Origin of the sequence: Kitasatospora sp. NPDC101447, assembly GCF_044767225.1 — a bacterium.
Classification (GTDB): Bacteria; Actinomycetota; Actinomycetes; order Streptomycetales; family Streptomycetaceae; genus Kitasatospora.
In genome coordinates, this window is sequence record NZ_JBIWNL010000011.1 from 186,389 (window position 1) to 205,337 (window position 18,949).

Sequence of the window (18,949 nt, forward strand, 5' to 3'; positions counted from 1 at the left end):
TCGCGTCACCATGGTCCGGTGAACAGGTCCAAAACCAGCCCGACCGACAGGTCCAAAGAGCCCGGAGGCCCCCGGGAGACCGGCGCCGACTTCCTGCAGCTCGACACCGCCGACGCCCCGTCGGGCGGCCTCACCGACTGGCTCGCCCGCCGACTGCGCGAGGCCGTCGCCGACGGCCGGCTCCCGGCCGGCAGCCGGCTGCCCGCCAGCCGGGTGCTGGCGGCCGAACTCGGCGTCTCCCGCGGCGTGGTGACCGACGCCTACCGCCGCCTCGCCGAGGAGGGGCAGATCGCCGGACGGGGCCGGGGCGGCACCGTCGTGGTCGCCGCCCCGGCCCCGCCCGCCGTGCCCGTCCCGGAACCGCTCCGCCCTCCGGCGCCGACGGCGCCCGCCCTGGCGCCCGCCCTCTTCCGGGACGACCCCGACCCCGAGGTGTTCGACCTGCTGCGCGGCACCCCCGCCCGGATCGACCTCACCCCCGGCGTGCCCGACCTCGCCGCCTTCCCCCGCGCCGCCTGGCTGCGCGCCGAACGCGCCGTCCTCGACGGCCTCGCCGCGCCCGACCTCGGCTACGGTGACGTCCGCGGCACCCCGGCGCTGCGCCGGGCCGTCGCCCACTGGCTCGCCCGCAACCGGGGCATCCGCGCCGACCCCGACGAGGTGCTGGTCGTCGCCGGCACGGCCCAGGCCCTCGCCCTGCTCGGCCGCGCCCTCGGGCGGACGGGCATCACCGAGGTCGCCGTCGAGGACCCCGGCTCGCTCGGCGCCCGGCAGCACCTCGCCCACTGGCTCGCCGCCACCCCGCCCGTGCCGGTCGACGCCGAGGGCATCCGGGTCGACGCCCTGCGCGCCACCGGAGCGCCGGCCGTCCTGCTCACCCCCGCCCACCAGTACCCGACCGGTGTCGTCCTCGGCGGCGACCGCCGCTGGGAACTGCTGCGCTGGGCAGCCGAGGGCGGCCTGGTCATCGAGGACGACTACGACGCCGAACACCGCTACGACCGCCCGCCCGTCCCGGCGCTGCGGGCCGCGCTGCCGGACCGGGTCTGCTACGCGGGCAGCATCTCCAAACTGCTCGCCCCCGCGCTGCGCACCGGGTGGCTGCTGGTGCCGGCCCGCCTCCGGGACGCCGTCCTCGACGCCAAACGCTTCGCCGACCTCGGCAACCCGGTGCTGCCGCAGCTCGTCCTCGCCCGGCTGATGGAATCCGGCGAACTCGACCGCCACCTGCGGCTGCTGCGCCGCCGCCACCGGCGCCGCCGGGACGCCATGATCGCCGCCATCCGCACCCACCTCCCCGGCGCCACCGTCCACGGCGCGGCGGCCGGTCTCCACCTGATGCTCACCCTGCCGGAGGAACCCGGCTGCACCGACACCGAGTTGGCCACCGCCGCGCTGGCCCTGGGCGTGAAGGTCCAGCCGCTGTCCTGGCACACCCGGCTGCCGTACCCGCCCGGACTCGTCCTCGGCTACGCGGCGGGCTCACCGCCCGACATCACCGAGGGCGTCGCCGTCCTCGGCCGACTGCTCCGCCGGTCGGGGTGAGCGGGCGGCCCGGACGCCCGCCCGGCGGAGCAGCCGGCCGGCGGGCAAACGAGTACGCGTACTCAGGACGGAAGCGGAGGGCTACTCAGGCGGCGGCCGGCCGGCTCCGGGCACGATGACGACCATGGAGAACGGATCCCCGACCCCTCGACGCGCTCGCAACGCGGCCTACCTGTTCATCGGCCTGGGCCTGGCGACCACCCTGGTGTTCGGCGTCGTGTTCGGCGTACGGAGCCTCGGCCGCGCCTGGGCGGGCGAGCCGTACCCGACGGCCGACCCGGCCGCCACCGCGACGCGGGTGAACGACCGGCTCCTGGCCGCCTACGACGCGTTCGGCCTGTCGCGGGCTCCGGAGCTCGACCCGCAGGTCACCCCGGCCGTCGAGGCCGACGTCTACGACTGCCACCGCCGGGGGTTCGCCCACGCCCTCGACGGCATCGACGACTCCGCTCCGCACGAGCCCCGCACCGCCGCGATCCACGCGGGCTTCAGCGTCCGGGGGCTCACTGCTGCGCAGGCGGAGGCCGCCGTCCGGAGCGCGGAGCGAACGCTGAACGACCAGGGGTGGACGGTCACCGTGTCCCGGGAGCCCGACCGCGTCCGGCTCGTCCTGGAGCCGCCGAAGCCGGGTGGCGCCGTCGCGCCCTCCGGCTCCGCCGGGTCCGCCGCCGACGCGGTCCCGGCCAGTGTCTCCGCCACCGTGGACTACGCGAACGGCTACCTCCACCTCAGCGCCGGCGCGGAGTGCGCCCGCTACCCCGAGGACACCCGGGTGGACGACGAGGGGAAGCCGGAGGGCCTGCCCGCCCTCACGCTCCCGGCGCAGCTCCGTCGGTCGTGACGGCCGGGGGCGGGGCGGGCCGGGCGGCGTGCCACCAGGGGTCGGCCGCGGCACGGGCGAGTTCGGCGTCGTACTGCTCCGCCTCGAAGTCGAACTCCGGCGGGCGGGACTGCTGGTCAGGCACCTCCCAGGCGGACCAGCGGACGACGTTCCCGAAGCGCTGCACCTCGGCGGAGAGGTAACCGCAGCACCCGCCGGTGCACTCCGGTTCGCCCAGGCGGACGCGGTGCGGTTCGCCGGTCGCGTGCAGCGGGCTCGGGCGGCCGTCGGGGAACAGCAGACCGGCCCAGGGCCCCTGGCCGTCGGGCCCGGCCGCCTCGGCCACCAGGTCCTCGTCGTTGACGCGGACCCGCAGCTCGGCGGTGAGGCGCCGGCCCGGCGGCAGGATCCTGATCTCCAGTCGGTCGAACACGCGTCCACCCTATGGCCCTGCGGTGTAGCGCCGATCGGAGTACCGGACGAAGCTGGTGCGGGGAGGGAACCGGCGGGTCGGGCCCGGGTACGCTGACGGGCCGTGGTCCGCCGTCGACCGAACCGCTCCGACGCTGCATCGCTCCGACGTTGCATCGCTCCAGTCACTCCCATCGATCCAGGAGACGTGATGGCCGCCTTCCGACGAGCCGCCCGGTTCGGAGTGGTGCTGACGGCCCTGGGGGCCGCGCTCGGCCCCGTACCGGTCGGATCGGCTTCCGTGGCCGGTAGCGCCCACCCCGAGAGGACCGTCGCCGTGGCCACCCAGGACCAGGAGGACTCGCGGGTGCTCGCCGGACGGCGGATCGTGCTCTCGTACGCGGGGCCGACGCCACCGCCCGGGGTGCTGCAGACGATCCGGGAGGGGCGCGCGGCCGGGGTCATCCTGTTCGGTGAGAACATCACCGGCCCGGACCAACTGGCCGAGGCCGTCGCCGCGTTGAAGCAGGCCGCCGCCGAGGCACCGGAGCCGCGGGCCCTGCTGCTGATGACCGACCAGGAGGGCGGCAAGGTCCGTCGACTGCCGGGCGCGCCCGAACTCTCCGCCCGCCGCACCGGGTCGGCTGCGAACCCGCCGGCCGCCGCGGTCGAATCCGGGATCGGAGCCGCCCGGAACCTGGCCGACGCCGGCCTCAACGTCAACCTCGCCCCGGTGCTCGACGTCTACGACACCCCGGACAACTTCATCGACCACGCCGAGCGCTCCTACAGCCAGGACCCTTCCACGGTGGCCGAGTTGGGCACCGCCTTCCTCGCCGCCCAGCAGGGTCTCGGTGTGGCCGCGACCGCCAAGCACTTCCCGGGCCTCGGCGCCGCCGTCCGCGGGGCCAACACCGACGAGGGCCCGGTCACCCTCACCGCCCCGCTGGCGCGGATCCGGGCCCACGACGAGGCCCCCTACCGGTCCGCCATCGCGGCGGGCGTGCGGCTGGTGATGGCCTCCTGGGCGGTGTACCCGGCGCTGGACCCGGAACGCCCGGCCGGGCTGTCGCCCGCCGTCATCCAGGGCGAGCTCCGCGTGCGGCTCGGCTTCGACGGCGTGACCGTCACCGACGCCATGGAGGCCGGCGCGCTCGCCCCGTACGGGGACACCGGGGACCGGGCGGTGGCCGCCGCCGAGGCCGGGATGGACCTGATGCTCTGCTCCGCCCGTGACCCGCAGCAGGCCGAGGACGCCGCGGTGGCCCTGGCCGCCGCCCTCGACGACGGCCGGCTCGACCGCCGCGCCTTCACCGCCGCCGTCTCCCGGGTCGACGCCCTGCGCGCCTCGCTCGGGTGACCGTCGGGGCGGCCGGCGGGCGGGGGCGCCGGTGCTTCGAGGCCCGGCCGGCCCGCCGGCGGGGCTCACCGGTCGAGCAGTGTCCGCAGGTCGATGATGCGGTAGCCGCGCGCCAGTGCCCCGTCGATGATGCGCGGGAGCGCTTCGGCGTCGAGGCAGGTGTCCGGCCCGCCCTCGTCGGTGGCGCCGACGTGGAGCTGGAGGACGGCGCCCGGGGTGAGCGCGGCGAGGGCGCGTTCGACCGCGCGGTCCGCCGTCATGCCGTGGCCGGGGCCCAGGTAGCCGTTGGTGTCGGCGGTGAACTCCAGGTCGGCGTAGCCGAGTTCGTTGACGGTGGTGATGCTCTGCGGGGTGGTCTCGCTGTACGGGAAGCGGAAGAACGGCAGCGGTTCCGTCCCGGCCGCGCGGCGGATCGCGGTGTCGGCGCGCCGGACCTCGGAGCGGGCCCGGTCGGCGGTGAGGGCGGAGAAGTGGGGGTGGCTGTAGGAGTGGTTGCCGAGGCCGTGCCCGGCGGCGGCGATGGCGCGGACCGCTCCGGGGTGGCGGTCGGCGAAGTCGCCGGTGGGGAAGAATGCGGCCGGGACGCCGCGGTCGCGCAGGACGGTGAGGACGGCGTCGAGCCCGGTCTCGTTCCAGGCAGCGTTGAAGGTCAGTGCGAGGACGCGTTCGTCGGTGGGGAGTCGACGGATCTCGGTGCCCAGGAGTGCCGCGGGCGGTGGGGCGGCGGCCAGCAGGGCGACGGTGGCGAGGACGGCTGCGGCGGCGGTGCGGAGTCGGTTCACCTGGGGTCAACGCGGGCGTTGCCCGGCGGGTTATGGGCGTTCGCCCGTCCGAGGGTGATCGCGCCATCGAAGGTCTGGTTTCGGTCGAGGCGGCACTTCTAAGGGTGAAACGCACTCGGGCATAGGAATCGCATGGCACAGTTTCTGTCCGTGGGCCTATGAAATGTCATATGTACCACGCCACCTGTCTCTGACCGTCCTCGTCTCCCAAGGAGCAACCCATGAACCGCATCGCCAGGATCACGGCGGGCGCCGCCGGCGCCGTCGCCCTGTTCGCGACGCCCGTGCCGGCATTCGCCGCGACCCAGACGGCCGCCGCCCCTGTTGCCGCCCCCGCCGCCACCGGTACCGTCACCACCTGCGGGTGGTCCGGCCTCCAGGCCGGCCTGTCCACCAAGGTCTGCGCCGACGTCACCGGCGACAGCGTCGTGCTCTACGGGCAGATCGGGCTGGCCGGTCCGCCGTCCCCGGGCACCCCGTGGCCGCCGGCGCCGCAGGAGCTGCTCACCCGGCTGTCGGCCGACGTGGCCGGCGGCAACTCGCTCGGCGCGGTGAACGGTCGCACCGTCTTCACGGTCAGCACGGTGCGCGTCGACGGGATCACCGCGACGGTGCCGTGCGGTTCGACCGTGCACGCATCCTTCTCCGTCGAGGCGATGTGGCGAGGACCGGCCCCGGTCACGGTCGATGTGCCTGTAGTCTGCTGACGGCTCGTCACCGTGACTGCCGAGCCCGGGAGTTGGCAGCGTCCCGGGCTCGGCGTCGGCATGCCTCGGCGCGGGCGCCGGTGCGCGGTGGGCCGCCCGTGCGCGCGGTGACCGGGAGTCGTCAAGCTGTGACGACTTGAAGAAGTCTTCATCTGTCCGCGATGATGCCTACCGGCCGCGGCACGGACCGCCCGGCCAGGACGACCACCGAGCCGGACCCGATCCGGCCCCGAGGGAGGCGCGCGGACGATGCCGGTCCCGCTGTACCAGGCCAAGGCGGAGTTCTTCCGCACCCTCGGCCACCCCGTACGGATCCGGGTCCTGGAACTGCTCCAGGACGGACCCCGGCCGGTGCGCGAGCTGCTGGCGGAGATCGAGGTCGAACCGTCGAACCTCTCCCAGCAGCTCGCGGTGCTCCGCCGCACCCAGCTCGTCACGGCCACCCGCGAGGGCAACACCGTGGTGTACGCGCTCAGCACCCCGGACGTCGCCGACCTGCTGCGCGCGGCGCGCAGGATCCTCACCGAGCTGATCACCGACCAGGGCGCGCTGCTCACCGAGCTGCGCGCGTCCGGCGGCCGGCAGCTCCGCTGAGCCGCGCCCGGCCCGTCCGACAGATCCGAGGAGAACCACCCACCATGAGCGACAGCACGAGCGACGGCACCAGCGACGAGAAGAGGCGCCGCAAGGCGATGCTCATCCGCGCGGGCATCTACATCTTCGCCACGCACCTGTTCGCCGGCTTCGTGCTGCTGCTGTTCGCGCTCGGCGGTCGGAAGTAGCGCGGCCGGGGCGGCCGGCTCGGCGCCGCCGGCCGCGCCGGCTGCTCAGGGGTGCCGACCGCGCCGGCTGCTCAGGGGTGCCGACCGCGCCGGTTGCTCAGCGGCGCCGCCCGTCGTCCGGGACCAGGTAGCGGCCGCTGGTGCTGCTCCAGGCCTGCACGCCCGCGACGAGCTCCCTGGTCCCGTCCAGGTACCAGCGCCCGGCCGGGTGGCGGCGCTGCAGGTCGCGGCGCAGCGCCTCGCTCTCCCGGCGCAGCGCCGCCACCCGGTCCCGCACGGCGCGGACGGCGCGGCTGCGGGTGCAGCCGCGGGCCCGCTGCAGGGTGAGCACGGTGTTGAAGGCGGCCGCGGTCTGCCGTTCCTCCCGCTCCAGCGAGTAGAGGTCGTTGATCAGGGTGGCGGCGTCGGCGGTGTGGGCGCGCAGGCGGTGCAGTGCGGGATCCGCGTGCAGGGCGGCGGGGGCCTCGGCGTCGTGGACCCGTTCCAGTATGTTCATGAACGGGTAGAGGCAGCTGCCGTGTCGGCGCAGCCGCATGGTGTCCGCCAGGCCGAGGCCGTGGGCGGGCACGGTGCCGCGGGCGCGGTGCTCGGCCTCGGCGGGGAAGGTGGCCAGGCACTCCCGCCACTCGCGGGCCGCCCGGGCGCGCCAGGCGGGTGACATCGAGGCGCTCTGGCGGTCCCACAGTTCCCGCCAGGAGTCGAGGAGTCGGGACTGCGGCGGGGTGTCGCCGCCGTCGAGGACGGAGATCAGCGGGTCCACGAGGGCGTGCGCCTCGGCGGGGCGGCGTCCGGGGGTGCCGTCGAAGCGGTCGTCCAGGATGGTGAACCAGCCCAGCATGTCCAGCAGCAGGTCGAGTTCGGTGCCCCGGGTGCGGGGGAAGGCCTGGCCGATCAGTTCCTGCAGGGCGTAGGCGCGGTAGCCGGGCAGCTGCGCGGGGGTGAGCAGGCCGTGGCGGACCGCCCAGTCGTCGTGTCGTCGTGCGGCGGCGTGCAGCTCGCCGGGCGGGCGGCTCGCCGGGCTCGCCGCAGGGGCTCCGGTGAACGGACAGCGGCCCGCTGTCGCAGGTTCGTCGCAGGAGGACGCCGCACCCCGGCCGTCCGCCGTCCGCTCCCCGCGGGCCGCCCGCCGGGAGCCGCCCGCCCGCTGCTCGCGCGGCGCCAGTCGGACGCGCAGCCCCTGCGCCTGGACCGTCGTCCACACCACCTCCCGGGCCCGTGAGCCCGCTACGGCCACCGGCCGCCAGCGGCGCAGGATCGCGGCCGCCGCGACGGTCAGCTCCGCCCAGGCGAAGGCCTCCCCGATGCACTTGTGCTTGCCTGCGCCGAAGGGCAGGAAGGACGGCCGGCCGGCGCCGCCGCCGTCCTGCCAGCGCTCGGGGCGGAAGGCGAGCGGCTCGGGGTAGCGCACCGGGTCGCGGTGCAGCGCGGTGAGGCTGTACAGCAGCTCGGTGCCGGCCGGGATCCGGTACGGGCCGAGTTCGACCGGGACGCGGGCGGTGCGCATCAGGAAGGCGTTGGGCGCGTGCAGGCGCACCACCTCCTGGGTGACGCTCCTGGTGTACGTGAGCCGGGCCAGCGCCGCGGGCGTGGGGACGGCGCCGGCGGGCAGGTGCTCGTCCAGCTCGGCCAGGACGCGCGCCTCCACCTCGGGGTGGCGCAGCAGTTCGTCGAGCAGCCAGGTGAGGGTGGTGGAGACGGTCTCGGTGCCCGCGCCGAACATGGTGATCGCCTCGGAGCGGACGTCGGCCTCGGTGAGCGGACAGCCGGTGGCCGGGTCGGTCGCGGCGCGCAGCAGGGCGGGCAGGGTGCCGGGTCCCTCCTGCGAAGGGCCGGGTCCGTCCTCCGAACCCGGGCTCTCGGTGGGGCCGTTGACGGCCTGGTCGACGACCTGGTTGAGCACCCGCACGGCGGCGTCGAAGCGCCGGTTGACGGGCAGCGGCAGCCGGGCGAGCGACGGGGTCGGGTAGAGGGACTGGACGATCTGGCCCTTCACCATGTCCGGCAGCGCCCGGTGGAAGGCCAGGGTGGCGTCCTCGCTGAGCCGGGCGCCGAACAGCGAGCGGGTGACGATCTCCAGCGCCAGGTGGTTCATCTCCTTGGCCACGTCCAGGACCTGGCCGGGGTGCCAGCGCCCGGCCCGCTCCTCGGTGACCCGGTGCATCACGGCCAGGTACTCGCCCATCCGGTCCGGGCCGAAGGCGGGCTGGATGATCCGGCGCCGGTCGCGGTGGGCCTGGCCCTCGGACATCAGCAGGCCGTCGCCGAAGGCCGTCTTGAGGGTGTCCTGGACGGCGCCGCGCGGGCAGTCGTGGGCGAGGGCGACCAGCAGGGTGTGGACCAGCCGGGCGTCGGTGACCACGCAGACGGTCCGCGGACCGAGGCGGATGCGGACCACGCCGCCGTGGGGGGAGAGGGAGCCGAGGAAGCCGAGCGGGTCGCGGAGCAGGGCGGCGGCGTGTCCGAGGCCGGGGAGCGCGCCGGGGGCGAGCGGCGGGACGGCGGACCGGGCCAGGGGGGAGGGGCGCGGCGCGCTTCTCGGGGGGACGATCCGCTTCCGGGACTCGGTCAGCAGGGTCATGACACAACCTTCCACAGAGGGGCAGGCGCCGGGCGGTGCGGGTGGGCACCGGCGGGCCGACCGCGGCTCGGGGCCCGGCCAGCGCGGACCCCGCGCGCACCAGGGCGCTCGCCATGGCAAACGCGCCGGTTCCACGGGCGTTGCGCCGAACGCGCGGGGATCACTCCAACGGCCGATCCCGCCGTGTCGTCCGGGCCCGTCCGGAGATCCGGGCTGACCTGCGCGGATGGCCCGGGTCGGAAGGTCCTCGACGGGGCCCGGCCGCAGGGTCTTTGGACCCTCGCCGCGGGGTCGTGGGAGGGCCAGCATGGTGGCGGAGAAGGAGGAGCCTGATGACCCGTTTGCGCCACCGGCCCGCACTCGACGTCCGGGTGGAGATCCGCGGCGAGCTGCCGCGCGAGGACGCCGAGTATGCCAGGGCCCGGGCGCTGGACACGGCCACCGCGCTCGGCCCCGGAGCCCGCGCGCTGCGGCTGCGGCTCACCCGGGCGCGCGACCGGTCGATCAGCCGGCCCGCGCTCGCGCAGGCGGACGTCCGACTCGACGACGCCGGGCCGCTGCGGGTGCAGCTGGCCACCGGAACGGCCCGGGAGGCCGTCGACCTGGTGCTGGGGACGCTCGCGGGGCGGGCCGTCCGGCTGCGCGAGCAGGGCGACATCGGCTTCGCCGTCACGTACGAGAGCGCCTACCGCCCGCAGTACGTCGAGCGCCCGCTGGCCCGGCGGCGGATCGCCCGGCACAAGACCGTGCTGCTCGCCCGCCGCACCCCCGGGCAGGCCGCGCGCGAACTGCTCGCGCTGGACCGGCGGTTCCACCTCTTCGCGGACGTGACGACCGGACGGGACGGCCTGGTGCACCGCTGCCCGTCGAGCGGTGTCGTGGAGGCGTGCGCCGCGGGCAGCCGGCCCCTGCCGCGGCTCGAACTCGCCGAGGCGGCCCGCCGGCTCTGGCTCGGCGGCCGCCCCTTCGTCGGCTACACCGGGCCCGGCGACGACCGCGTCCGGGTGCTCTACCGCCGCTATGACGGCCATTACGGATTGATCGAGCCGGTGTCGGGCGGCCGGATCGGGGCAGGAACCCTGTTGTCGGCACGGAACTGACACGACAACGGCACGGCACCACCGCACACGGGTTTCCACGAACTCCCAGTACGCCAGTACTCCACTCCACGAACTCCACGACAGGGGACCGGGACCATGGACTGCGACGAGGTCATGCTGACCGTCCGGATCACCGCGGCCGAGCGGGCGCTGCTGCGCGAGCTGGCGCGCGGGCACCGCGGTGACGTGTCCGACGTGGCGGTGGACGGCCTGCTGGAGATCGTCCCCGCCCTGCACGACGACGCGTCCGTCCTGCCGCTGCAGCGCGTCCTGGCCCGGCCCGCGCCCTTCGCCCTGACCCTGTGGCTGCCCGCGCCGGTCGCGGACCTGCTGCCGCTGCTCGGCGAGCGGCTCGCCCGCACCGGCGGGCCGCTCGCCGGGTCGGCCAGCGCCGCGCTCTCCGCGGCCCTGCGGCTCTGGCTCACCGGGGACCGCGTCGCCCTGGCGGGCGCCCTGGCCCGGCTGCACGGCGGCTGCGGCGCCGCCGCGGTCGCGGCGGCCTTCGGCCCGGGGGCCGAGAAGGCTGCGGCCTGATCCCGTGTCGGGGTGACCGGCCGTCACACCGCCCGTCACACACCGACCGTCACACCGGCCGTCACCCGCCGCACGTCATGTGTCGACCGTCACACGCCCCGGGTGCGCTCCCCGGCTCCTGACCCGCACCGGACGATCCCCGCCGCCGGCCGGGCCGGCGCCCGGTGCTTCGCATGCCACCGCGCCGAGCCGACGGCCCGGTCGAACTGGTCGAAGAAATTCGCAAGAGGTTTCTGTTATTCCCACCAGTCCCACTGGCTCTCCTGAGTGTCGGAAGGCCCGAGCCCCTCTTCACCACAGGGCGCGGGTCGTCGCACGAGGAAAGGAACGCGATGGGACACCGGAGCAGCGAGCTTCGCCGGCGCAAGCGCCGCAGGCTCACCCGCAGGAGCGTCCTGGTCGCCGCAGTAGTGGCGGCCGGACTGGTGGCGGGGACGCTCGGCATCCGCACCGCGCTGGAGCCGACGGGCGCGAACAGCGCCGTCACGGCCGCGGCTGACGCGGTCGACAGCTCGGGATCGCAGGCCGGACTGGTCGGCGACGACGGCGGGCCGGGCGAGACCGGCACCGCCGAGGGCGCCACCCAGGCGCCCGCCCCGAAGCGCGACCAGAAGGCCGCGCCGCTCAAGGCGATACCCAAGGACGAGCCCGACCGCGGACTGGTCTACGCCGGACTGAGCCTGCCCAGCAGCGACCGCTGCGGCGGCACCCTGGAGGTCACCGGCAGCACCCAGTGCAGCCACGGCCCGGACGTGCCGCCCAAGGGCGTGGACATCCGTCAGGACGTCGCCCCGGTCGCGGCCCCGGCCGCGCAGGCGCCCGCGCTCACCCCGTCGGCCGGTGCCCAGCCGCCGGCCGCCGCCGACCTGCTGAAGGGCGGCGCGCCCGTCCTGGACGCCACCCAGAAGACGTTGCTCGGAGGCTCGGGCAGCGCCGCCGCGGACGCCTCGCCGGCCGCTCCCACGGCGCCCGCCGGGTCCAAGGTCCTCTGTGACGGTGACGGCAGCAGCGGCAACCGCGTCCAGGTGGTGTACGTGCACTCGCCGGGCAACGACCGCTTCGCCCAGTACCTGCCCTCGTTCAAGAAGTGGGCCGCCGACGTCGACGTCATCTACAACGCCAGTGCCGCGGAGACCGGCGGCGAGCGGCACGTCCGCTTCGTCACCGAGTCCGACTGCACCGCGTCCGTGCTGAACGTGCAGATCTCCGACTCCGAGATCCAGGACTTCAACGCGAGCAACCGGGCGTTGGCCGCGCAGGGGTTCAACCGCAAGGACCGCAAGTACATGATGTTCACCGACGCCAAGGTGTACTGCGGGATCGGCACCTTCGCCGGGGACGAGCGCCCCAGCCAGGACAACCTCAGCAACTTCGGTCCCTCGTACGGCCGGACCGACTCCGGCTGCTGGAGCGGCAGCACCGCGGCGCACGAACTCGGCCACAACCTGGGTGCGGTGAACAACAGCGCCCCCAACTCCAGCAAGGCCGGGCACTGCGTCGACGAGTGGGACATCATGTGCTACTCGGACGCACCCAACTACCCGCAGATGCGGACCGTCTGCCCGGACCGCGCCCATGACGACCGGCTCGACTGCAACCACGACGACTACTACAACACCTCGCCCGCGCCGGGCAGTTACCTCACCACGCACTGGAACGTCGCCAACAACCGCTTCCTCATCTCCGGCGGCGGCAGCAACCCGAACCCGACGCCCACGCCCACTCCGACCCCGACTCCGACGGCCACGCCGACCCGCACGCCCACTCCGACCCCGACGCCCACCGGCGGCACCACCCCCACGCCGACCGGCTCCCCGACGCCGACCCCGACCCCGACTCCGACGTCGACGACCGGCACCGGCGGCCCTGACGTGGGCGTCAGCCAGATCACCCAGAACTCCGTGATGCTGAGCTGGAAGGCGGCTCCCGCCGCCGCCGGCTACGACGTCCTGCTGAACGGCCAGACCATCGGCACCGTCCACTCGACCGTGGTCGGCGTGGTCCGCCTCGCCCCCGGCACCTCGTACACCGTGGCCGTCGCCGTCCGCGACGCCGCCGGTGCGGTCGGCAAGCCCGGCCGCGCCGCCACCTTCCGCACCGTCACCGACGCGGGCCGCCCGCAGCCGGGTGCGAGCTACACCATGGTCAACAGCCTCACCGGCCAGGCGGCCGACCTGTGGGGCAGCTCGATGAACGACGGCACCGTGGCCATCGCCTACCAGCGCACCGGCTACGCCAACCAGAAGTGGCAGTTCGAGGACGCCGGGAACGGCGCGGTGCGGATCAAGTCCGTGCGCTCCAACAAGTGCCTGCAGCTCGGCGGTGCCGCGGTCGCCGGCCAGTACGTGGCCCAGCAGCCGTGCTCGGACGCCGCCGCGCAGAAGTGGCAGCTCAACGCCGGTGACGGCGGTTTCACCGTGACGGCGGACGGCGGCTCGCTGGCGCTGGGGCTCAGCAACCGTTGGTACTACGGCGGTTGGCTGCTGGAGCTGCAGCAGCCGAACGGCAAGCCGTACCAGAACTGGTCGCTGCTGAAGACCTCGTGATGCCGGCCGGATCGCCGGCCCGCGGGCCCGTCGGACCGGCTCGCTAGTCGGCGGCCGACAGCCGCCGGCCGAAAGTCGCCGAGCCCGTGCGCCGTTCGGACCGACACGCCGGGCGCGGCCGCCACTGACCCAGTGGCGGCCGCGCCCGGCTCACCGCTTCCCGCGCCCGTTCCCCACACCGCCACGAGGAGTCCCGCCATGCGAACCCGCTCGATCCTCGCCGCCGCCGTCCTGGCCGCGGCCGCCGTCCTCGCCGCCGCCACGCCCGCGGTCTCCCACGGCGACACCGTCCACCTCGACGTCACCGGCCAGCAGAACGGCCACGTCAGCACCGTCGCCACCTGGGAGAACGACCACGACCCGGTCACCGAGGAGTTCGCCGGAACGCTCTCCGCCACCGCCGCGGACGGCCGTGCCGTCGGGCCCTGGCGCCTGGTCGCCGTCCCGGGTCAGCCGGGGACGTACACCACCCGGGAGATCGTCCCCGCCGGGCACTGGACGGTGACCGTGGAGTGCGCGTTCCCCTCGCTGGGGCACGCCCAGCGCGAGCTCGACGTCGACGCGACCGCGATCGACGACCCGGTGCCCGCGGGCACCGCGGCCCACCCGACGCCGCCCCAGCCGACCGCCGGCCCGACCCGGGGGACGGGCTCCGGGACCGCCCCGACCCCGGCGCCCGTTCCCACCCGGTCCGCCACCTCCGGCCCCGCCGCCACGCAGGGGGCCACCGCCGGACCCGTCCGCGAGACCACGGCCGCCACCGCGCACGAGACCACCTCCGACGCCACCACCTGGGCCGCCGTCGGCACCGCCGTCGCGGTCGTCCTGCTGACCGGTGCCGGCCTCTGGTTCCGTCGCCGCCGGGCCTGAGCCGCCGGCCCGCAGCCGCTCGCCCCCGGCCGTCGGGGCGCCCCGCCGGGGAACCAGCAGGGCACGAACCGACGTCCTCCTCGGTCATCGGGCGCCACCGGGCGCCCGGCCGATCGCAAGGGAGCGTCCGCGGATGAAGAAGGTGCTGATCACCGGCGGGGCGGGGTTCATCGGGAGCACGGTGGCGTCCGCCCTGCTCGACCGGGGGATCACCCCGGTCGTGCTGGACGACCTCTCGAAGGGCCGGGCCGAGTTCGTCGAGGACCGGATCTTCTACCGGGGCGACATCGCCGACGCCGCCCTGCTCGACCGGATCTTCGCCGACCACCCGGACATCGACGCCACCGTGCACTGCGCCGCGAAGATCGTCGTACCGGAGTCCGTGGCCAAGCCCCTGTACTACTACCGGGAGAACGTCGCCAAGACCGTCGAACTCCTGGAGTCCCTCCAGCGGCACGGCTGCACCCGCGTCGTCTTCAGCAGCTCCGCCTCCATCTACGCGCCCACCCCCGACGCCCGCGTCGACGAGAGCTGCCCGGTCGACGCCAACAGCCCGTACGCGCGCACCAAGCAGATGATGGAGCAGGTGCTCCAGGACTGGACCCGCGGCGAGGGGGCCCAACGGCAGCGGGTCATCGCCCTGCGCTACTTCAACCCGATCGGTGCCGACCCGCAGCTGCGCACCGGACTGCAGGACCTCAACCCCACCCACGCCCTCGGCAAGCTGATCGAGGCGCACACCACCGGCGCGCCGTTCACCGTGACCGGCGTCGACTGGGCGACCCGCGACGGCTCCGGCATCCGCGACTACGTCCACGTCCAGGACCTCGCCGAGGCGCACGTCGCGGCGCTGCTGCGGTTCGACGGGGTGGTCGCCCCGGGTGCGGCGGACCGCTACCGCGTGATCAACGTCGGGACGGGCGACGGCACCACCGTCCGCGAGCTGATCGCCGCCTTCGAGGAGGCCGTCGGCGCCCGGCTCGACGTCCGCGAGGCGGGCCCGCGCCCCGGCGACGTGATCGGCTGCTACGCCGCCGTCGACACCGCCCGCGAGCTGCTGGAGTGGCAGCCGCGCCGCGGCATCGCCGAGGCGGTCGCCGACGCGCTCGCCTGGCGCGCCAAGTGGGCCGCCCGCCTGGGCGTCTGACCGGTCGGCAGTCCCGGGGCCCGCCCGCGTACCGCCCGTCGCCGCGTGCCGGGCGGACGGGGGCGGGCCCCGCCCGCTCCACCCCACGGGCCCGGCGGCGCGGCCTACTTCACGGCCTCGCCGGACTTCGTCCAGTTGTCGCGCAGCCGGTCCAGGTAGGACTGCGCCTGGGAGCCGATCTTGACGCCCCGGGCGAAGGCCAGCATGTTGCCCGCGCCCGCGTTGTAGCCGAGGGCGACGAGTTCGTCGCGGCTCAGCGACACGCCCGGGTGGGCCGGGAGCTGCTCGGCGAGGTCGTGCAGGTGCCACGCCGCGGCCTGGACGGCGAGGTCGCGGTCGTCCGGGAGCTCCTCCCACCGGCGGGAGGCGAAGGGGCGGCCGGGCTTGGTGTCGTCGAACGCGGCCCGGTGCATGTTGGCGATGCCGAAGGAGGCGTCCGGCTTGCTGCGCTGCCAGGCCCGTTCGAGCTCGGGGTCGTGCGGTTTGTACGCCTCGTTGTAGAGGATCGCCATCAGCAGCTGCGGGTTGACCCCGGCCTCGGCGGCGAACCGGCGCACCGGCGCGGCGTAGTCGGCGGGGTCGTAGCGGCCCGAGGCCTTCGACGGTGCGGCCGAGGGGGCGGCCGACGGTGCGCCGCCGGACGTCGGCGCCGACGACGCCGCGGCGGACGGCGTGGGGTCGGCGGAGGTCGCGCCGTCGTGGCCGTTGCCGCGGACGAGGCCCAGTCCGGCCACGACCACGACGCCGATCACCAGCCAGCGCCCCCAGCCCGGGCCCTTCTGTTCCTCGCTCACCGCTGCCGGTCCCTCCCCGTTTCGCCCGTGCGCCCGTTCGACCGCCGTACGGTCGACCGCCTTCCGTCGGCAGGTTACTCGGCGCTCCCGTGGTCGCCGTCGAGGGTGCGGAGGAAGTCCTTCGCCTTCTCGACGCCGGTGTCGATCTGCCCGCTGTACTTGCCGTCCGTGCGGTCGTCGATCGCGTCGCCGACCTTCTCCAGGCCCTTCCCGATCACGTCACCGTGCTCGCGGGCGAGGTCGGTTGCCTTGTCCGCCAGGTTCTTCGGACCCTCAAGCATGGTGACGCTCTGCTCCTCTGATGCGTTCCTGATGGTGTGCCGACGTGGCGGGGATCATGACCATCCTAACGACGGCCGACCGAACGGTTCGCCTGCTGCCGGTCGGCGGCGGGTGACTTTGGTGAGATGGGTTTGTATGCTCCAGCCCTACTTCTACAGAGGTGTAGAAGACGGGTCCGTCGCCGGGACCGAAGGCGTCCCGGCGACCGCGGCGGTGCGATCGCGTCGCCGCAGCCGCAACGATCGAGGGAAGTGCGCATGGCCGGCCAGCGGGCGAGAACGCCGTACCAGGACGCGGGACCGCGCCCCGAGGACCGTGCCTTCCCCGCCCAGCGCTCCCGGGTGGCCGGAGCCCCGGGAGGCCCGGTGGACGCCGCGCACGCCGCTCACGCCGGCGCGGAGCCGTCGGCGCGGGCACCGCGGACGGGGGCGGCGCGCCGCCGGCAGCAGGCGCGTCGGCGCGGCGGTCTGGTGGCCGCGTGCTCCGCGGTCGGGCTGCCCGTACTGGGCGCTGTCGCGGACGAGTCGGGCGGGCCCGGCGTCGGCCTGCTGTTCGCGGCCGGCTCGGTGCTCGGGACGGGCGTCGCGGCGGCGCTGTGCAGCCGGCCGGGCCGGTGGTGGGTGGTGACGGCCGCTCCGGTCGTGGTGCTGCTCGCCGCGGCGGGCGTGGAGTTCGCGGCGCACCCCGACAAGTACCGGGGCAGGAACCTGGGGACCGGCACGCTGCGCTGGGTCGTCGAGGCGTTCCCGGTGATGGCCGCCGCGGTGGGGGTGGCGCTGGCGGTGGTCGTCGGCCGGGCGGTGGCCGACCGCCGCCGGGCCGTGCCCGACCGGCGACGACCCGACGGTCCGGGCGCCCCGACCGGGGGGAGCCGTCGTGGCTGAACGCAACAACCGGGGCCGGGGCGCGGGCCGTTCCGGTGTCCCCGGTCGTACCGGTGGTGCCCCTCGTACCGACGGCAGTGCTCGTACCGGTGGTGCCCCTCCTGCCGGTGGGGCCGCTGGTGCCGGCCGGGCCGGCGGCCCGCGCGGTCGGGCCCAGGATCGCGGCCCCGCCCCGCTGACCGTCGCCGGGCGCACCCTGGCCTGCGCCGTCTCCATCGCGGTGCTCGGGGCCAGCGGCTTCACCTGGTACGAGTACCGCAGCCTGGACGACGGCATGATCAAGTCCATGGCGCTGAGCGAGGCGAAGAAGAACGCCCCGCCGCACCTCGACAAGTCCGTCAACCTGCTGCTGATCGGTCTGGACAGCCGCAAGGACATGGACGGCAACGACCTGCCCAAGCAGTTCGTGGAGGACGAACTGCACGCGGGCTCCAGCGGGATCGGCGGCTACAACACCAACGCCCTGATCGTGCTGCACATCCCGGCCAACGGCGGCAAGGTCTCCGCGCTGTCCGTCCCGCGCGACGACTACGTGCAGACCGTCGGCGCCGACGGCAGGATGCACAAGATCAAGGAGGCGTACGGCATCGCGAAGGACGCCGCCGAGCTGAAGCTGGCCGGCAAGGGGCTCTCCAAGGCGGACCTGGAGCGGCAGAGCCGGGAGGCCGGCCGCTCGGCCACCATCCAGACCGTGCAGAGCCTCCTGGACGTCCCGATCGACCACTTCGCGGAGGTGAACCTGATCGGCTTCTACGACATCGCCAAGGCGGTGGAGCCGATCCAGGTCTGCCTCAACCACCCGGTGGACGATCCGATCACCGCCCGGACCGCCACCCACGAGGGCGGCGGCACCGGCCTCAAACTGCCCGCCGGGATCAGCTCCCTCAACGCCGCCCAGGCGCTCTCCTTCGTCCGCCAGCGCCACCACCTCGCCAACGGCGACCTCGACCGCACCCACCGGCAGCAGGCGTTCATCTCCTCCGTCGAGTACAAGCTCAAGCAGCAGGGGATCCTGAACGACTTCGGGCAGATGCAGAAGCTGTTCGGGGTGGTGAAGAAGGACGTCGTCATCGACAACGAGTGGAACATCCTCGACTTCGCCCAGCAGGCGCCCAACCTGACGGGCGGCAACGTCGAGTTCAACACCCTGCCGATCGCCGGGTTCAGGACGGTCGGCGGGCAGGAGGTCAACACCGTCAACCCGGACCTGATCAAGAAGATCGTCCGGCAGTTGTTCAACCACGATCCGGCCGCCGCGGCCGCTCCCGCCGGGGACGCACCGGGCGACGCGGGCGCCGCTCCCGCCGCCTCCGCGTCGGCCGCGACGACCGCGTCCGCTGCGCGGAGCGAGCCGAGCGGGCAAGCGAAGGCGGTGGTCGACGTCAACGCGGCGGCCGGCGCCGGCGCGGCCTCCAACGAGTCCAAGGCGCTGGCCGAACTCGGTTACCAGGCGGGCAGGATCGGCGACGCCCCGGCCAGGACCAAGGTCACCACCGTCGCCTACGGAAGCGGTGCGAAGGCCGACGCCCAGCAGCTCGCGGGCCGCTACGGGGTCACCGCCGCACCCTCCGGCACGGTTGCGCCCGGCCACATCCTGCTCACCCTCGCCGCCGCCCGCACCCCGGCCCCCACCGCCGTGCCCCCGGGCGCCGCCGCGACGGGCGCCCCGTCCGGCGACCCGGCGGCGGGCCTGCCGATGCAGGGGCCGCCGGTGAAGGCGGGCGGGATCCCCTGCGTGGACTGAGGGCATCGTGGCCCCGCCGCCGCTGGTCGGGCCCGTCCGGTCGGGCGGCCCGGCCGGTCTGAT

At 75.0% G+C, this 18,949-nt stretch carries 18 protein-coding genes; 13 read left to right on the forward strand and 5 right to left on the reverse strand.

Annotation, left to right across the window (positions count from 1 at the left end; translation table 11 throughout):
• Window positions 1–18 precede the first annotated feature (18 nt).
• Complete coding sequence (locus tag ACIRST_RS18340) at window positions 19–1,545, forward strand: PLP-dependent aminotransferase family protein (RefSeq protein ID WP_402803115.1); 1,527 nt, start codon at window positions 19–21, stop codon at window positions 1,543–1,545.
• Window positions 1,546–1,669: 124 nt separating this feature from the next.
• Window positions 1,670–2,386, forward strand: a complete 717-nt coding sequence (locus tag ACIRST_RS18345) for a hypothetical protein (RefSeq protein WP_402803116.1) — start codon at window positions 1,670–1,672, stop codon at window positions 2,384–2,386.
• Here ACIRST_RS18345 and ACIRST_RS18350 read toward each other — a convergent pair.
• On the reverse strand, window positions 2,355–2,798 hold the full coding sequence (locus ACIRST_RS18350) for a hypothetical protein (RefSeq protein ID WP_402803117.1): 444 nt from the start codon (window positions 2,796–2,798) through the stop codon (window positions 2,355–2,357). The genes ACIRST_RS18345 and ACIRST_RS18350 overlap by 32 nt on opposite strands.
• A gap of 189 nt (window positions 2,799–2,987) precedes the next feature.
• Here ACIRST_RS18350 and ACIRST_RS18355 point away from each other — a divergent pair, with 189 nt between their 5' ends.
• Window positions 2,988–4,136 carry a glycoside hydrolase family 3 N-terminal domain-containing protein gene (locus ACIRST_RS18355; protein WP_402803118.1) on the forward strand — a complete coding sequence of 383 codons (1,149 nt, stop codon included), beginning with the start codon at window positions 2,988–2,990 and terminating at the stop codon, window positions 4,134–4,136.
• Window positions 4,137–4,201: 65 nt separating this feature from the next.
• On the opposite strand, the gene ACIRST_RS18360 is transcribed toward ACIRST_RS18355, so the two are convergent.
• On the reverse strand, window positions 4,202–4,918 hold the full coding sequence (locus ACIRST_RS18360; RefSeq protein WP_402803119.1) for a polysaccharide deacetylase family protein: 717 nt from the start codon (window positions 4,916–4,918) through the stop codon (window positions 4,202–4,204).
• 221 nt (window positions 4,919–5,139) lie between these two features.
• On the opposite strand from ACIRST_RS18360, the gene ACIRST_RS18365 reads away from it, so the two are divergent.
• From ACIRST_RS18365 to ACIRST_RS18375, 3 genes are all read left to right on the forward strand, one after another.
• On the forward strand, window positions 5,140–5,625 hold the full coding sequence (locus ACIRST_RS18365) for a hypothetical protein (protein WP_402803121.1): 486 nt from the start codon (window positions 5,140–5,142) through the stop codon (window positions 5,623–5,625).
• 249 nt (window positions 5,626–5,874) lie between these two features.
• Window positions 5,875–6,219: a metalloregulator ArsR/SmtB family transcription factor gene (locus ACIRST_RS18370; RefSeq protein WP_350520917.1), complete on the forward strand. Its 345-nt coding sequence runs from the start codon at window positions 5,875–5,877 to the stop codon at window positions 6,217–6,219.
• 44 nt (window positions 6,220–6,263) lie between these two features.
• Window positions 6,264–6,407, forward strand: coding sequence for a DUF6126 family protein (locus ACIRST_RS18375; RefSeq protein ID WP_350520916.1), 144 nt, complete (start codon window positions 6,264–6,266; stop codon window positions 6,405–6,407).
• 97 nt (window positions 6,408–6,504) lie between these two features.
• Here the strand turns inward: ACIRST_RS18375 and ACIRST_RS18380 are convergent, their stop codons facing one another.
• A complete protein-coding gene (locus tag ACIRST_RS18380; protein WP_402803122.1) occupies window positions 6,505–8,985 on the reverse strand; it encodes a cytochrome P450 in 2,481 nt (826 codons plus the stop codon).
• A 332-nt stretch (window positions 8,986–9,317) separates the two neighbouring features.
• Between ACIRST_RS18380 and ACIRST_RS18385 the strand changes: the two genes are divergently transcribed.
• The 5 genes from ACIRST_RS18385 to galE all read left to right on the forward strand — a co-directional run bounded on the left by ACIRST_RS18385 (window position 9,318) and on the right by galE (window position 15,182).
• Window positions 9,318–10,085, forward strand: a complete 768-nt coding sequence (locus tag ACIRST_RS18385; RefSeq protein WP_350520914.1) for a sigma 54 modulation/S30EA ribosomal C-terminal domain-containing protein — start codon at window positions 9,318–9,320, stop codon at window positions 10,083–10,085.
• Window positions 10,086–10,181: 96 nt separating this feature from the next.
• Window positions 10,182–10,619: a hypothetical protein gene (locus ACIRST_RS18390; RefSeq protein ID WP_402803123.1), complete on the forward strand. Its 438-nt coding sequence runs from the start codon at window positions 10,182–10,184 to the stop codon at window positions 10,617–10,619.
• Between the two features lie 332 nt (window positions 10,620–10,951).
• Window positions 10,952–13,165, forward strand: coding sequence for an RICIN domain-containing protein (locus ACIRST_RS18395; RefSeq protein WP_402803124.1), 2,214 nt, complete (start codon window positions 10,952–10,954; stop codon window positions 13,163–13,165).
• Window positions 13,166–13,363: 198 nt separating this feature from the next.
• Window positions 13,364–14,035, forward strand: coding sequence for a hypothetical protein (locus tag ACIRST_RS18400; RefSeq protein ID WP_350520911.1), 672 nt, complete (start codon window positions 13,364–13,366; stop codon window positions 14,033–14,035).
• 133 nt (window positions 14,036–14,168) lie between these two features.
• Window positions 14,169–15,182 (forward strand): UDP-glucose 4-epimerase GalE, encoded by a 1,014-nt coding sequence (gene galE, locus ACIRST_RS18405; protein WP_402803125.1) that lies wholly within the window; start codon window positions 14,169–14,171, stop codon window positions 15,180–15,182.
• A gap of 104 nt (window positions 15,183–15,286) precedes the next feature.
• Here galE and ACIRST_RS18410 read toward each other — a convergent pair whose 3' ends face one another.
• Together ACIRST_RS18410 and ACIRST_RS18415 are read right to left on the reverse strand one after the other, a co-directional pair.
• Entirely contained in the window at window positions 15,287–15,976 is a 690-nt protein-coding gene (locus ACIRST_RS18410; protein ID WP_402803126.1) for a lytic transglycosylase domain-containing protein, read from the reverse strand.
• A gap of 74 nt (window positions 15,977–16,050) precedes the next feature.
• The gene (locus tag ACIRST_RS18415; protein ID WP_402803127.1) at window positions 16,051–16,257 is read right to left on the reverse strand and encodes an antitoxin; all 207 of its coding nucleotides are present in this window, start codon (window positions 16,255–16,257) and stop codon (window positions 16,051–16,053) included.
• A 258-nt stretch (window positions 16,258–16,515) separates the two neighbouring features.
• On the opposite strand from ACIRST_RS18415, the gene ACIRST_RS18420 reads away from it, so the two are divergent.
• Together ACIRST_RS18420 and ACIRST_RS18425 are read left to right on the forward strand one after the other, a co-directional pair.
• Window positions 16,516–17,142 carry a DUF6542 domain-containing protein gene (locus ACIRST_RS18420; protein ID WP_402803128.1) on the forward strand — a complete coding sequence of 209 codons (627 nt, stop codon included), beginning with the start codon at window positions 16,516–16,518 and terminating at the stop codon, window positions 17,140–17,142.
• The gene (locus tag ACIRST_RS18425; RefSeq protein WP_402803129.1) at window positions 17,135–18,886 is read left to right on the forward strand and encodes an LCP family protein; all 1,752 of its coding nucleotides are present in this window, start codon (window positions 17,135–17,137) and stop codon (window positions 18,884–18,886) included. Before ACIRST_RS18420 ends, ACIRST_RS18425 begins: the two co-directional genes overlap by 8 nt.
• Window positions 18,887–18,949 lie beyond the last annotated feature (63 nt).